General features: G+C 71.1%; 17 protein-coding genes. 12 read left to right on the top strand and 5 right to left on the bottom strand.

Annotated features, from left to right (window positions below; all coding sequences use genetic code 11):
• Nucleotides 1-55 precede the first annotated feature (55 nt).
• Entirely contained in the window at nucleotides 56-436 is a 381-nt protein-coding gene (locus NYZ95_RS10930; protein WP_262851305.1) for a DoxX family protein, read from the top strand.
• A 4-nt stretch (nucleotides 437-440) separates the two neighbouring features.
• Here the strand turns inward: NYZ95_RS10930 and NYZ95_RS10925 are convergent, their stop codons facing one another.
• The gene (locus NYZ95_RS10925) at nucleotides 441-1292 is read right to left on the bottom strand and encodes a DUF4437 domain-containing protein (protein ID WP_262851304.1); all 852 of its coding nucleotides are present in this window, start codon (nucleotides 1290-1292) and stop codon (nucleotides 441-443) included.
• Nucleotides 1293-1391: 99 nt separating this feature from the next.
• Here NYZ95_RS10925 and NYZ95_RS10920 point away from each other — a divergent pair, with 99 nt between their 5' ends.
• The 5 genes from NYZ95_RS10920 to NYZ95_RS10900 all read left to right on the top strand — a co-directional run bounded on the left by NYZ95_RS10920 (nucleotide 1392) and on the right by NYZ95_RS10900 (nucleotide 4537).
• Nucleotides 1392-1940, top strand: coding sequence for a TetR/AcrR family transcriptional regulator (locus NYZ95_RS10920; RefSeq protein ID WP_262851303.1), 549 nt, complete (start codon nucleotides 1392-1394; stop codon nucleotides 1938-1940).
• A gap of 84 nt (nucleotides 1941-2024) precedes the next feature.
• Entirely contained in the window at nucleotides 2025-2480 is a 456-nt protein-coding gene (locus tag NYZ95_RS10915) for an iron chaperone (RefSeq protein WP_262851302.1), read from the top strand.
• A 61-nt stretch (nucleotides 2481-2541) separates the two neighbouring features.
• A complete protein-coding gene (locus NYZ95_RS10910; RefSeq protein WP_262851301.1) occupies nucleotides 2542-3003 on the top strand; it encodes a VOC family protein in 462 nt (153 codons plus the stop codon).
• A 21-nt stretch (nucleotides 3004-3024) separates the two neighbouring features.
• The gene (locus NYZ95_RS10905) at nucleotides 3025-3396 is read left to right on the top strand and encodes a hypothetical protein (RefSeq protein ID WP_262851300.1); all 372 of its coding nucleotides are present in this window, start codon (nucleotides 3025-3027) and stop codon (nucleotides 3394-3396) included.
• A gap of 19 nt (nucleotides 3397-3415) precedes the next feature.
• Nucleotides 3416-4537 (top strand): alanine racemase, encoded by a 1122-nt coding sequence (locus tag NYZ95_RS10900; protein WP_262851299.1) that lies wholly within the window; start codon nucleotides 3416-3418, stop codon nucleotides 4535-4537.
• Here NYZ95_RS10900 and NYZ95_RS10895 read toward each other — a convergent pair.
• Nucleotides 4534-5547: a DUF389 domain-containing protein gene (locus tag NYZ95_RS10895; RefSeq protein WP_262851298.1), complete on the bottom strand. Its 1014-nt coding sequence runs from the start codon at nucleotides 5545-5547 to the stop codon at nucleotides 4534-4536. The genes NYZ95_RS10900 and NYZ95_RS10895 overlap by 4 nt on opposite strands.
• Between NYZ95_RS10895 and NYZ95_RS10890 the strand changes: the two genes are divergently transcribed.
• On the top strand, nucleotides 5546-6400 hold the full coding sequence (locus NYZ95_RS10890; protein ID WP_262851297.1) for a CHAD domain-containing protein: 855 nt from the start codon (nucleotides 5546-5548) through the stop codon (nucleotides 6398-6400). The two genes, NYZ95_RS10895 and NYZ95_RS10890, sit on opposite strands and share 2 nt — an antisense overlap.
• Here NYZ95_RS10890 and NYZ95_RS10885 read toward each other — a convergent pair.
• The gene (locus NYZ95_RS10885; RefSeq protein ID WP_262851296.1) at nucleotides 6388-7800 is read right to left on the bottom strand and encodes an MFS transporter; all 1413 of its coding nucleotides are present in this window, start codon (nucleotides 7798-7800) and stop codon (nucleotides 6388-6390) included. The two genes, NYZ95_RS10890 and NYZ95_RS10885, sit on opposite strands and share 13 nt — an antisense overlap.
• 133 nt (nucleotides 7801-7933) lie before the next feature.
• Between NYZ95_RS10885 and NYZ95_RS10880 the strand changes: the two genes are divergently transcribed.
• A complete protein-coding gene (locus tag NYZ95_RS10880) occupies nucleotides 7934-8329 on the top strand; it encodes a winged helix-turn-helix transcriptional regulator (protein ID WP_262851295.1) in 396 nt (131 codons plus the stop codon).
• Between the two features lie 119 nt (nucleotides 8330-8448).
• Nucleotides 8449-10059, top strand: a complete 1611-nt coding sequence (locus NYZ95_RS10875) for a carboxylesterase/lipase family protein (protein ID WP_262851294.1) — start codon at nucleotides 8449-8451, stop codon at nucleotides 10057-10059.
• Here NYZ95_RS10875 and NYZ95_RS10870 read toward each other — a convergent pair.
• The gene (locus tag NYZ95_RS10870; RefSeq protein ID WP_262851293.1) at nucleotides 10052-10630 is read right to left on the bottom strand and encodes a QsdR family transcriptional regulator; all 579 of its coding nucleotides are present in this window, start codon (nucleotides 10628-10630) and stop codon (nucleotides 10052-10054) included. The genes NYZ95_RS10875 and NYZ95_RS10870 overlap by 8 nt on opposite strands.
• Before the next feature lie 79 nt (nucleotides 10631-10709).
• On the opposite strand from NYZ95_RS10870, the gene NYZ95_RS10865 reads away from it, so the two are divergent.
• The gene (locus tag NYZ95_RS10865) at nucleotides 10710-11498 is read left to right on the top strand and encodes a TspO-related membrane protein (RefSeq protein WP_262851292.1); all 789 of its coding nucleotides are present in this window, start codon (nucleotides 10710-10712) and stop codon (nucleotides 11496-11498) included.
• Nucleotides 11499-11507: 9 nt separating this feature from the next.
• Nucleotides 11508-12095 (top strand): TetR/AcrR family transcriptional regulator, encoded by a 588-nt coding sequence (locus tag NYZ95_RS10860; RefSeq protein ID WP_262851291.1) that lies wholly within the window; start codon nucleotides 11508-11510, stop codon nucleotides 12093-12095.
• A 12-nt stretch (nucleotides 12096-12107) separates the two neighbouring features.
• Here NYZ95_RS10860 and NYZ95_RS10855 read toward each other — a convergent pair whose 3' ends face one another.
• Nucleotides 12108-12575, bottom strand: coding sequence for an acyl-CoA thioesterase (locus NYZ95_RS10855; RefSeq protein ID WP_262851290.1), 468 nt, complete (start codon nucleotides 12573-12575; stop codon nucleotides 12108-12110).
• A 222-nt stretch (nucleotides 12576-12797) separates the two neighbouring features.
• Between NYZ95_RS10855 and NYZ95_RS10850 the strand changes: the two genes are divergently transcribed.
• The gene (locus NYZ95_RS10850) at nucleotides 12798-13469 is read left to right on the top strand and encodes a 4a-hydroxytetrahydrobiopterin dehydratase (protein WP_262851289.1); all 672 of its coding nucleotides are present in this window, start codon (nucleotides 12798-12800) and stop codon (nucleotides 13467-13469) included.
• Nucleotides 13470-13483: the final 14 nt, after the last annotated feature.

Genomic DNA, 13483 nt, shown 5'->3' with positions numbered 1-13483 from the left:
ATGAAGGAGACGACACCGCACGAGAAAACGTGACAACACAAGGAAGGGGATCCCCATGGACCTCGCACTCTGGATCGTCGCGGGGCTGCTCGCGCTGATCTTCTTGGTGGCCGGCGCGAACAAGCTGTTCATCCCGTACGAGAAGCTCCGCCGGGCGCCGGGAGCCGGCTGGGTCGGTGACTTCAGCCCGCGCTTCGTGAAGACCCTCGGTCTGCTCGAGATCCTCGGGGCGATCGGCCTGATCCTCCCGGCGGCGCTCGACATCGTGCCGGTGCTGGTCCCGCTGGCCGCCGTCGGCGTCGGGACGATCATGGTCGGTGCCGTGGCCGTCACCGTCCGCCGCAAGGAGCGTGCCCACGCCGTGCTCGACCTGGTCTACCTCTCGTTGGCCGTCTTCGTCGCGTGGGGACGCTTCGGGCCCGAGTCTTTCGTCTGAGGGCTCAGGCCAGCTTCGGGTCCCAAGGGCCCGTCCTGGCCGACCGTACGGGGAGGGTGGACGGGATCGGCGCCTGCGTCTCGGGGTCGTAGTTCTCTGCCGTCCCGCCCCAGTCGATCCACGTGTCGGTCGAGTAGAGGTTCACGAGGACGCCGTCGCACCGCAGGATCCAGACGGTGTCCTCGAGGGTCTCGTAGTGACCGTGCTTGATCCATGCGGGACGGAACGCGTACGTGCCGGCGGTGGAGTCGCCGTGGATCGACGCCGTCCTGCCCTCGAGGGTGAAGAACTCCTCGAAGACCGGGTGGTGGGGGAGTCGCGGCTCGGTCCAGCCCTTCGGGGCCTTGATCAGGCGCGTGTAGAAGTCGGTCTCCTTGTCGTGGTGGAGCATCTTGATGTAGAGCGGCTTGAGCGGACCCGGGGTGCGCTCGATCGTCGAGGTCCACTCGAGGTCGGCCGGGTTCGTGAGCGTGACGTCGCCGCGCGCGTCGGTCGTACGCTCGCCGCCGAGGTCGAACGTGCTCGGGCCGTACTCGCGCCAGTGCAGCAGACGGGAGCCTGCGGCGACCTTCAGCTCCGCCATCGGCACGCCCTTGGGGACGTGGAGGTACTCCCAGGCGCCCATGGTCTGGCCGTCGTACTCCATCGAGCCCTCGACGACGAAGAACTCGGTGTCGGCGTGCGGCACGCCCGCCCCGCGGCTCCAGTCGGTGGCGAACGACAGCATGAGCGAGGACGAGCCGTCCTCCTCGTCGACGGAGAACCGCTGCTCCAGCACCTCGCCGTGGCCGCCGGGGAGCTCGGCAGGGTGCCAGACGTAGTCGGCCTCGTAAATCATCTCGACATGGGGACGCATGTCGACCTCCTCAGGTTCTCGATACATTCTGTATCGGTAATGTGGTGAGGCAGACGGTAGCGACTCGCGTAATCCGATGCAAGATGTATCGTTAATTTCGTGAGCAGAGTTGGCCGCCCCGTGGGACCCGCTGCCGAGACCGCCGTTGTGGTGCTGACCGCTGCCCTCGACCTTCTCCTCGCCGAGGGGGGTTCGGCGCTGACGGCGCAACGGCTCCACCAGGTCACTGGTGTCTCCCGCTCGACCATCTACCGCCACTGGCCGACGCCGACCGACGTCCTCGCTGCGCTCATCGATGTCGCGCCGGGTGCAGAGCGGACGCTGACGGGGGACGTGGTGCGTGACGTCCACGCCGAGGTCGACGCCCTCTGCGACCGTCTTCGTGACAAGCCGGTCGGCGCGTTCCTCCAGGCGCTCGTCGCGGTGGCCGCGAGCGACCCCGCGGCAGTGGCGCTGCGTCAGCGCTACCTCGACGACCTGGTCGCGCCGTTCCGCCACGCGCTCAAGGGGGCCGAGCTGACGCGCCAAGAGAGCGAGGACGCGGTCGCGGCGATCGTGTCGCCTCTGCTGGTCGACGCGCTGCTCCTCGACCGGCCCGCCGCCCGCGCGAGGGCCCACCGTGCGGTCGACCTCTACCTCGCGCCGTGATCGATCACGAATCGAGAAGCACGGCCTCGGCGGCTCGGGAATCGTAGGGGGCACACAGCACGCCACACGACCGAGGAGCCCACGATGGCCACGAAGAACACCGAGACGACCAGCACCGCCCCCGGCTTCACCGACGAGGAGCGCGCCGCGATGAAGGAGCGCGCCGAGGAGCTCAAGGCCGAGGGGCGCGGAGGCAAGAAGAAGGCCGACAACCTCAAGGACGTGCTCTCCAAGATCGCCGACATGCCCGACTCCGACCGCGTGATGGCCGAGCGGATCCACGCGATCGTCACCCGCGTCGCCCCTCAGCTCAACGCGAAGACCTGGTACGGCATGCCGGCCTACACCGACGACAAGGGCAAGGTCGTGGTGTTCTTCAAGGCGGCGGACAAGTTCGACAGCCGCTACGCGACGCTGGGTTTCGAGGAGGCGGCGAAGATCGACGAAGGCAGCATGTGGCCGACGTCGTACGGGCTGAACGAGATCACGGACGCCGACGCCAAGACGATCGAGGAGCTCGTCAAGCGCGCGGCAGGCTGATCGGCGATGACGCGGTGCATTGCGGACGCTCTCTGTCCGCAAGCGGTGGGACAGTGACGAGATGAGCCGACACGTACAAGTCACCTTCGACGCACACGACCCCAGGACGTTGTCGACCTTCTGGCGCGACGTCCTGGGGTACGTCCACCCCGGCCCTCCCGGTGTCGAGCTGCCCGAGGGCGCCGACCCGCTCGCCGCGTGGGACGACTTCCTCGCGCAGATCGGTGTCCCGGAGGCCGCCCGCAACTCCCGCTCCGCGATCGAGGACCCGGACGGGGACGGCCCACGGCTGTTCTTCCAGCAGGTTCCCGAGGACAAGGTCGCCAAGAACCGCGTCCACCTCGACGTCCGGGCCGCCCCGGGACTGCAGGGTGAAGAGCGGATGGCGGCGCTGGAGGCGGAGTGCGAGCGCCTCGTCGCGCTGGGGGCCACCAGGATCGAGCGACACGACCCGGAGCCTCCGATGGGCGCCGGTCACCTCGTCATGGAGGACCCGGAAGGCAACGTGTTCTGCCTGGACTGACGTCCCCGATAGCCTGCGTCCGTGCTCGCCGCCTGGATCGTCGTCGCTGTCCTCGCTCTTCTCGCCGCCTTCCAGCTCGCACTCGCGTGCGGTGCGCCGTGGGGCGCCTTCGCCTGGGGAGGGCAGGCGCGCGTGCTGCCCGCGTCGCTCCGGGTGGGGAGCGCACTCTCGATCGTGCTGTACGCCGCGTTCGCCGTCGTCGTGCTCGACCGATCAGGTGAGATCGACGCGCTCGCCGACGGGGTCGCCTCCGTCGGAGCGTGGGTCGTGTTCGTCTTCGCTGTCCTCAGCGTGGTCGTCAACGCGCTTTCGCGCAGCAGGCCCGAGCGCTACACGATGACACCGACCTGCGTGGTGCTGGCGGTGGCGACGTTCTTCGTCGCGACGAGCTGAGCCGCCCTAGGGTGAGGTCATGAGTGACAGCGTCGTGGCTGACGAGCGGTGGTCCGCCGACCGGTGGCAGGACATCGCGACGCCGTTCCTCGCCGTCGACCTCCCGACGCTGCGGCGCAACGTCGCCCGCGCGCAGGCGCTCTGCGACGACGGCGGCGTGCGGCTGCGCCCGCACGTCAAGACCCACAAGATCCCCGAGGTCGCGCGCCTGCAGGTCGACGCCGGTGCCCGCGGGCTGACGCTCGCGACGGTGGGCGAGGCGGAGTGCTTCGCCGATGTCGGCTTCGACGACCTCTTCATCGCCTACCCCGTCCTCGCCACCCCCGACGTCGGGACTCGTGTGCAGCGGCTGCTCGAGACGGCCGACGTCATCCTCGGCGTCGACTCCCGTGATGGAGTCGACGCCCTCGTACGCCACGGGCTCGCCACTCATCCCCGACTGTCGGTGCTGGTCGAGGTCGAGTGCGGGCTGCGCCGGACGGGGGTCGCGCCGGAGGAGGCGGGCACGCTCGCGGCGTACGCCGCCGAGCACGGGCTCACCGTCGGCGGTGTCTTCACGTTCCCGGGCCAGGCGTACGCCGTGGGGGCGGGCAAGCCCGCCGCCGAGGACGAGGCACGTGCTTTGTCGCGTGCCGCCGAGGCGTTCACGGCCGTCGGCCTGCCCTGCCCGGTCCGCAGCGGCGGCGCCACCCCGTCGTACGAGGCCACCGACACGACGGTCGTCACCGAGACCCGCCCCGGCGTGTACGCCTTCCAGGACGCGCAGCAGGTCGCCCTCGGCACTGCGGCGACCTCCGACGTCGCGCTGGCCGTCGTCACCACCGTCGTGAGCACACCGGCACCGGACCGTCTTGTCCTCGACGCCGGCTCCAAGGTGCTCGCTGCGGACCGGCCGGCGTACGTCGACGGGCACGGGATGCTCCTGGGCGTCCCCGGCGCGCGGGTCGACCGGATCTGGGAGCACCACGGCGTGGTCGACGTCAGTGGCGTCGACCCCTCGGACGTCCCTCGGACAGGCGATCGCGTCGCCGTGCTGCCGAACCACGCCTGCACCGCGATCAACCTGGCCGACCGTGTGCACGTCCGCGACGGTGACGAGCGGGGGACCTGGTCGGTCGCCGCGCGCGGCATGAACGGCTAGGGCCGCGCTCTGCGTCCCATCAGCCGTGCTCGGTGGTGAGAGACTCTCGCCCACACGCTCTGCTGCAGCGCCAGCGTGATCCAGCCTGCGAGCGCCATCCCCGAGATGTTGACGAGGAGCTGGAGCGTGCTGCCCCAGACCTCGTCCCAGTGGGCGAAGGCGAGCCCCAGGGCGACGTTGCCGGCGGCGGGGATCGTCGTCACCGAGATGAAGACGCCCGACAGTCCTCCGATGCGGGCCGAGGTCAGTGAGAGGACGCCGGCGGAGGCGGCGATCACCGCGACGACGAACGACCACCGGTCCGGTGTGTAGATGAACGCGGTGTCCGAGCGCGGCTCGGCCAGGAGGTCAGACGTGATCCATCCCGCCAGGCGCGCCACCAGGACGAGACACGTGGTGAGCAGGATCGCCACGACGAATCCCGCCACGAGGGTACGGGTCGCAAGCGCGAGCAGCTGGTAGCGGCGACGCACCAGGGCGACGCCCAGCGCGGCGATCGCGCCGAACTCCGGCCCGAGCACCATCGCACCGATCACGAGGATCATCGAGTCCACGACGATCGCGATCGAGGCCAGGAGCGTCGCGAGGACCATGAACGACATGTAGGTCCAGTTGGCCTCGGAGTCCTCGTACGCCCGCTGGGTGACCTCCGCCCACACGACGGCGTCGGCACTGCTGCCGGGGGTGCGCGCGTCGGCCTCGTAGCCGGCCTGGGACAGCCACGTCTCGACAGGGACGACCTGGACGGTCCCTCGTCGATGGACACCGAGCTCCCGCAGACGGTCGACGATCTCGTTGGCTCCCTCGCGGGCGACGTCCGCCTCGACGACGTCGCCGACCGGCTTGACGGCAGCGCCGCGGAGGACGACGACGCTGCTGACCGACACGTCGGCGTCGAGCAGGCCGGCCACGTCGTCGGTCAGGTCCGACGGCGTGACGATGCGGAGATGCAGCACGTGCGCAGTCTTGCGCATGCCGCTGCCGCCTGCGGGGGAGTACGGTCCCTTCATGAGCGAGGGTGCGGTCCGGCCCCTGGATGCCGGTGAGGCGGTGGTCGAGAGCCTGCGCGCGGTCGCTGACCAGCTCGACGCCACGCTCGGACCTGCGCTGCTCGACCGGCCGGACGGTGTCCATGCCCACCGCAAGGCGGTGCGCCGGCTGCGGAGCACGCTCGCGGCGTACCGCCCGTTCTTCGACGACGACACCGTCCGCCGGCTCCACCACGCCTATCGCGAGTGGGGACGCGAGCTCGGGGAGGCGCGGGACCTTGAGGTCCGGATCGCGGTCGCCGAGCGCTTCGTCGACTCCGACGATCCCGCTGGGGCGCAGCTGCTCGACGAGCTCCGCGCAGCGTACGACGCTGCCCACCGGGGCGTCGCACGCCGCGGTGTCACCAAGGCGGCGCAGGAGCGACGCCACGAGCTGGCGGTGTTCCTCGAGGCACCGCCCCGCACTCCCAAGGCGGGTCGGCGTACGAAGCGCGGGTTGCGGCGCCGGATCGCCAAGGAGGGGGACCGCGTGCTGGCGCGCGCCGAGGTCGCGACTGCGTCGCCGGACGACGAGGAGGCGGTGCACGAGCTGCGCAAGGCGGCGCGGCGGCTGCGCTACGCGGTCGAGTCGGTGACGCGCCCACCGGTCGGGGTCTTCGGGGCGAAGGCCGAGGCGGTCGCGTCCGGTGCGGAGCGGATCCACGACATCCTCGGTGACGTCCGGGACACCCTCGCGTTCGCGCGGACGTACGACGGTGCCGGTGCAGACGACGCGACCCCCGCCGTACGGGCGCGGGCGGAGGCGGCCGAGAAGCTGGACGAGGTCTCGGCCGCCGTCGACGACTTGCGGCAGGCGCTCGCTCAGTTCCGCTGAAGGGCGCCGCCCCTGCGCCGTGCCCATGCCGTGGTGCCGATGACGACGGCGAGCGCGGCGGCCGCCGTCGGGACGACCAGCGCGCGTCGGTAGTCCGCGAGCGTCGCCTCCTCGGCGCTTCCTCCGACCAGGACGATCGTCACGGCCGACAGCCCGAGAGCCGCACCGAACTGGAAGGCCGTGTAGACGATCCCGCCTGCGATGCCGTGCTCGGACTCGTCGAGGCCTTCGGTGGCGGCGGCGGTGAGCGGCCCGTACGCGAAGGCGAACGCGAGCGAGACCAGCAGGAGGGTCGGGAGCAGGTCGACGTAGACCCAGTCGTCGTCGAGGCGGAGGGTCAGGGCGAACGCGGCGGTCGCGCTGGCGAACCCGGCGGTCATCACCGCGGCGTTGCCCAACCGTGCCACCAGGAGGGGCGTCAGCAGCGGGGCGATCACCATGTCCGCCCCCATGATCGCGAACGTCAGACCCGTCTCCAGGGCGCTCCAGCCGCGGAGGTCCTGGAGGTAGAGCGTCACGAGCAGCTGGAACCCGAAGAACGCGCCCATGAAGAGCAGGCCCGCAGTGCTGCTGGAGAGCAGCATGCCGTCGCGGAGGATGCTCAGACGCACCAGGGGCGCGGGGGAGCGGCGCTCCCACGCGACGAAGGCGACGAGCAGGACCGCAGCACCAGCCATCGCGAGCACGGCCGGGCCGGTGTGGCCCTCGCCGAGGTTCACGATCCCGAGCACGGTCGCCACCATCGCCGCGGTCACGGCCACCGCTCCCACGACGTCGAACCCCTCGGCGGGCGCGGTGCGCGGCTGGTCGGGACGGATCAGGGCGCGTCCGGCGAGGAGCAGGAGGAGGCCGAGGACGACAGGCGCGAAGAAGACCCACCGCCAGCTCACGGTCGTGAGGAGGCCGCCGACGACCATCCCGAGGCTGAAGCCGCCCGCACCGACCGCCCCGTAGACGACGAGCGCGCGGTTGCGCAGCGGTCCCTCCGGGAAGGTCGAGGTCACGATGCTGAACCCGGCCGGCGTCATGAATCCCGCGGAGACCCCGGTGACGAAGCGAGCGACCACGAGCACCCACCCGGCGTCGGCGAGGCCGCCGACACCGGAGAAGGCGACGAAGACGGCGAGTCCGACCAGGAAGACGCGGCGCCGCCCGAAGAGGTCGGCCGAGCGTCCGCCGAGCAGCATGAATCCGCCGTAGCCCAGGACGTACGCGCTGATGATCCAGTGCGCCGACCCGGCCTGGAGGTCGAGGTCGGCGGCGATCGCCGGGACGGCGACGTTGAGCATCGCGATGTCGATGCCTTCGAGGAAGAGGGCCCCGCAGAGGACGAGAAGCAGCGCCCACGCGCGCCGCGTCATCCGCTGGGGGCGTGAGTCGAGGGCAGGTGTGGCGGTCACGAGCGGCTCCTGGTGACGAAAGGGATCCTGGTTACTTCTTGTAACTGGAGCCAGTCTCAGCGAGGATGGCCGCATGGCGGAAGTACGCACTTCGACGTCACCAGGTTCTCTGGAAGTGACCGAGCCTTCTCACGTGAGCGACGACGACGCTCGCTGGGCAGCGTTCCAGTGGGACGCCCGTGAGAACTGCGAGGTCCGCCAGATCCTCGACCGGATCGCCGACAAGTGGTCGCTCCTCGTCGTCTCCCTCCTCGAGGAGCGGACGATGCGCTTCAACGAGCTGCGCCGCGAGATCGACGGGATCAGCCAGCGGATGCTGACGGTGACGCTGCGCAACCTCGAGCGTGACGGTCTCGTCTGCCGCACCGTGTACGCCGAGGTCCCTCCCCGCGTGGAGTACTGTCTCTCGCCGCTGGGCCGCACCCTCCTCGGGACGATCCAGTCGCTGGTGCGGTGGACGGAGGAGCACCAGGAGGAGATCGTCGAGGCTCGCGCGGAGTTCGACCGCGCGCAGCAACGCACGGGATAGCGCCCGCACTGGGACGCGGTCTCACGTTGACCGCGCACCCTGGCGCCCTTCGGCAAGGGATGGCTAGCGTCGCAACGCGGCCGAGGTGAGAGCGGCGCATCCGACCCCCAGGAGCCCCCGTGCACGTTCTTCACCGACGCCGTGTTCTTCGCCGCCCGCTCCGGGTGGCGTGCGCGCTCGCCGTCGCCGTCGTGGCCGCGAGCCTGGCGGGTCCCGCCGACGCGAGCTCCCCGAGCCCGCGCACGGACCTCGTCGTCCGCACAGTCGACGGTGCCGTCAGGGGGGAGGCGCATCCCGGGTTCCGTACGTTCGAGGGCATTCCGTACGCGGCCCCGCCGGTGGGTGAGCGTCGCTTCCGAGCCCCGGTGCCACCGACGCCGTGGCGCGGTGTCCGGGACGCGACCGTGCCGGGTCCTCAGTGCGCCCAGCTGTCGAACGGGACCGGCAACCCGACGACCTTCGGCGAGGACTGCCTGACCCTCAACGTCACCACACCGGCCGGTCGATCGGCACGACGTGCCGGCCTGCCGGTGATGGTGTGGATCCACGGCGGGTCGTTCCTCACCGGCGCGGGCAGCAGCTACGACGCGTCCCGCCTGGCGGTGGACGGCGACGTCGTGGTCGTCACGGTGAACTACCGCTTGGGCGCGCTCGGCTTCCTCGCCCACCCAGGTCTGAGCGCAGAGGACCGACGACGCGGGTCCGGCAATGCCGGGATCCTCGACCAGCAGGCGGCCCTGCGGTGGGTGCAGCAGAACGCCCGGGCGTTCGGAGGCAACCCGCGCAACGTCACCGTCTTCGGTGAGTCGGCCGGCAGCGCCTCGGTGTGCGCGCACCTCGCGTCGCCGCAGGCACGCGGCCTGTTCCGCCGCGCGATCGCCCAGAGCTACTCGTGCGCGAGCGACCTGACGGTACGCGCGGTGGCGGAGGAGTCGGGTGAGGAGGTCGCTCGGGAGGTCGGGTGCGCGGACGCGAGCGACGTGCCGGCGTGCCTGCGCGAGGTCGACGCGGAGACGCTGCTTCGCGCCTGGCCCGGTGGTGGCCCGGTCGTCGGCGATGGGATCCTCCCGCAGCAGCCCGGCGCGGCGCTGCGCGACGGGACCGCTCACCGGGTCGACCTCATCCACGGCAACACCCTCGACGAGAACCGCCTGTTCGTGCCGCTCCAGTACGGCACCTCTCTGACCGCCGCGCAGTACCCCGCGACGCTCGGGGCGATCTTCGGCCCGGCCGCACCTGCGGTGCTCGCGCGCTATCCCGCAGAGGCGTACCCGTCACCGATCATCGCCCTCGCCACCGTGTTCAGCGATGCCGGCTCGCCGCTGTCGACCTGCACGCACGTGCGTGCGTACGACCTCGCGAGCGAACGTCGAGGGGTCCGCGTCTACGCGTACCAGTTCCAGGACCGGACCGCCGACCCGCTCATCCCGCTCCTCGCGGGTCAGGACGGTGCCGCGCACGCGACCGAGCTGCCGTTCCTCTTCCCGGGGCTCTTCGGCGACGGGCTGACACCGGAGCAGGAGGAGCTGTCCGACGCGATGGTGGCGTACTGGACGAGCTTCGCGGCGACGGGGAGGCCGCACGGACGCGGGCTCCCGCGCTGGCCGGCGTACGAGGGGCCCGGTGACGTGCTGGCCCTCGATCTGCCCGGCAGCGGCGGGATCGCGACCGAGGACGTCGCCGAGGCGAGCCGCTGCGGGTTCTGGGCGACTCTCGGCTCCGTCAGGTGAGCAGCAGCGAGCGCTGAAGGTCGGCGGCGAGGTCGAGATCGGGTTCGCGGCCGGCGAGAAGGTCGGCGTGGATCATCGACTCGCCGATCCTGACGAACAGGTACGCCAGCCGCTCGACGTCGGCGGTCGGTCGGATCTCGCCGCACGCGAGCGCGTCGCCCAAGACCTGTTGCCAGGCCGCGACGATGCGCAGGTGGACGCCGGCGGTCGGCATGAAGAGCACGCGGAAGGCCGTCTCGGGGTCGGCGGCGACGAACGTCCGCAGCGGGACGAAGTCGATGACGGCGCGGTTCATGATCTTCGCGGCGTCGACGAGACGATCCACGCCTGGAGCCGTCCCGCGCTCACGTGCTCGCCCGAGTGAGGCGGCGATCGTCGGTCGCGCGAACGACACGAGGACGTCCCCGAGCAGCCGGTCCCTGCTGCCGACGACGCGGTAGAGCGTCGCTCGGCCGACCGCCAGCTCGTCGGCGAGAGACTGCATGTCGAGCGGCCGGCCGTCGAGGAACCAGCGGCGGGCAGCCACCATCGCGTCGCCTGGCGCGAGCACGCGGGTGGACATGGCGGACATGTCACCACGCGCGGCGAGCGCCCGCAAGACCTGCGTCGCGGGCTGTGGACCCTGGCTTCCCCCGGTAGCGTGAGAAGGGATGACGACCTCCACGACGAGCAGAACCCCAACCCGTCCCTCGCCCGCCCTCGCCTGGGTCGCGCTCGCCGCGGCCGTGGTGCAGGTGGTGACCCCGGCCGTCCAAGCCCTGGGTGACCTGGGAGCGCCGCCGAGCAGTCAGGGCGACGACCTCCTCATCACCCCTTCCGGCTACACGTTCTCGATCTGGAGCCTGATCTACCTCCTGACGCTCGCGTACGGGGTGGCGGTGGTCGTCAAGCGTTCGACCGGGACCGTCGCCTCAGCCCGGCTCCTCGGGGACCTGGCGCTCCTGTACCTCGGCGCGTCGCTGTGGATCGTCGCCTCCGCGCTCGAGTGGTCGTGGGTGACGGCCGTGATCCTCCTGGTGATGGTGGTGATCGCGGTCGACGCCGCGCACGTCGCGGCGGCGAGCCCGCCCGAGGCCGGCTCGCCGGCCTGGCTGACGCTTCTCGCCCGGGTCACCACCGGCCTGTACGCGGGCTGGGTGACGGCCGCAGGTGGACTCAACGTCTGCTCGGCGCTGGTGGCCGACGGTGACCTCGACGGCTCCGAGGTCGGGTGGCAGATCTGGGCGATCGCCGTGATCGCCCTCCTCGCGGTCGGGTTCAGCGTGCTGATCGGCGGTTCGTGGGCGTACGCGGCCGCGCTGGCGTGGGCCCTGGTCGGCGCGATGGTGGCCGTCCGTGACACCTCGGACGCCCTGGTGCTGACCGCGGCCGTGTCCGCCGTCGTGATCGTGTCGGTGAACGCCTTCCTGCTCCTGCGCGGCCAACGGCGCCGAACCTAGACTCGGTCGATGACCACCAGGACCGACGGACGACGGGCGCGCGGCGACGCGACACGCAGGAAGGTGGCCCGTGAGGCCGCCGACGCCGCGACGCTCCATGGCCTCGAGTCGCTGTCCGTCGGCGGCCTGGCCACCGCCACCGGGCTGAGCAAGAGCGGCATCCTCACCGTCTTCACCAACCGGGAGTCGATCCAGCTCGCCGCCATCTCCGAGGCCCGCCGGGTCTTCGTCGCCGAGGTGGTCGCGCCGGTGTGGTCGGCACAGCCCGGTGCGCCGCGGCTGCGTGCGCTCGTCGAGAGCTGGGCGGCGTACGCGCGTCGGCGGGTGTTCCCTGGCGGGTGCTTCCTGGTCACGTCGGCGGCGGAGTACGGCGCGCAGGTCGGGCCCGTGGCCGATGCGGTCCGTGCCCTCAAGCAGGAGTGGCTCGACCTCCTCGCCTCGGAGGCCGAGGAGGCCGGCGGCGACGGACGCACGGTCGCGTTCCAGCTCGACGCGTTCCTCGCCGCCGGCATCACGCGCTTCGTCCTCTTCGACGCAGACGCCGAGCTCGCGCTCGCTCTCTCGTGCGCACTCGAGGTGATCGCGGGCCTCGACTGACGGGCGCCGGGCTCAGGCCGTCGGGCGCTTGACGTGATCGGCCAGCAACGGTGCGGCGTACGTCCACTGCTCGTCGGTCAACGGCGTCGGCCGCAGCGTCGCGGGGTCGAGGTTCACCAGGCGGCGCGACCCTTCGGCGTGCAGGGTGGTGTGGTCGGTGGACAGGATCCGGAAGCGGTAGTTCACGCTTGTGCGGCCTGCCTCGTCCACCCACAGGTGGACGGCGACGTCACCGGTCGCGGTGATGGGCTGGTGGAAGGTCAGGTGGACCTCGCGGATCGCCTGGACGGACCTCGTCGGGTCGAGGACCCAGCCGGCGTCGGTCCAGAAGTCGATGACGGCGTGGTCGAACAACCGCGCGTACTCGACGTGGTTGAGCATCCCGAAGCCGTCGAGGTCGTCGAGGTAGACGCGGACGGGCACGACCACCCCGTACGACGGCTCGTCCAGGGCAGCGTTCTTCTCGTTCGTAAGTGTCATGCGGCAAACAATACGACCGATCGGTCGTATTGTCGACGGTTCAGCCGATCACCCCTGTCCGGAGGGCTGCCGTTCGGGGCGTCGGTGCAGGTCGTCTCGGCGTCCTGGGCCGACCAGCCTCGTCGCGGCCCTCGTCGTCGGCGTGGGCATCGCCTCGAGGTTCTTCCGCTGGGAGTGACGCACGCGGGTGACAGCACGGCCTGCTCGCGCAAGCATGGGGCGATGACGACGCAGACGTTGACCGGCCCGCAGATCGCAGACGAGCGCCTCGATGGGTGGGCGAACCTCATCGGTGGCCTCCAGACCCGGATCCGCACCCCCGACTTCGCGACCGGGCTGGCGCTCGTGAACGCCATCGGGGCCGCCGCCGAGGAGATGGGCCACCATCCTGACCTCGACCTTCGCTACACCCACGTCGACGTCCGGCTCGCGAGCCACGACGCCGGCGGCATCACCGAGCGCGACGTCCGGCTCGCGCGGACGATCAGCGGGCTCGTAGCTGACGCCGCCGCCGGCTCCGACGTCTCCATGGAGTGCGCGACCGTCTCGCGGCTCGAGCTCGCGCTCGACACCCCGTCGTACGAGCAGGTGCTGCCTTTCTGGCGGGCCGCGCTCGCGATGGAGGACGACGCGGCTCGCGAAGCCGGCAACGAGGTCAGCGACGCGTACGGGACGCTGCCGACGATCTGGTTCCAGCCGTCCAGCAGCGACGAGCCACGGCAGCGCTGGCACCTCGACGTGTGGATCGAGCCTTCGCAGGTCCAGCCGAGGATCGACGCCGCGGTCGCTGCGGGTGGGACGCTCGTCAGCGACTCCGAAGCGCCCAGCTTCTGGGTCCTCGCCGACCCCGAGGGCAACAAGGTCTGCTTCTGCACGTGGCAGGACCGAGGCTGAGACCGAGTACGGTC

This window comes from Mumia quercus, assembly GCF_025506335.1.
In the GTDB taxonomy this organism is placed as follows: domain Bacteria; phylum Actinomycetota; class Actinomycetes; order Propionibacteriales; family Nocardioidaceae; genus Mumia; species Mumia quercus.
Note: the sequence above shows the minus strand (reverse complement) of the source record. Positions and strands in the feature narration are given on the sequence as shown.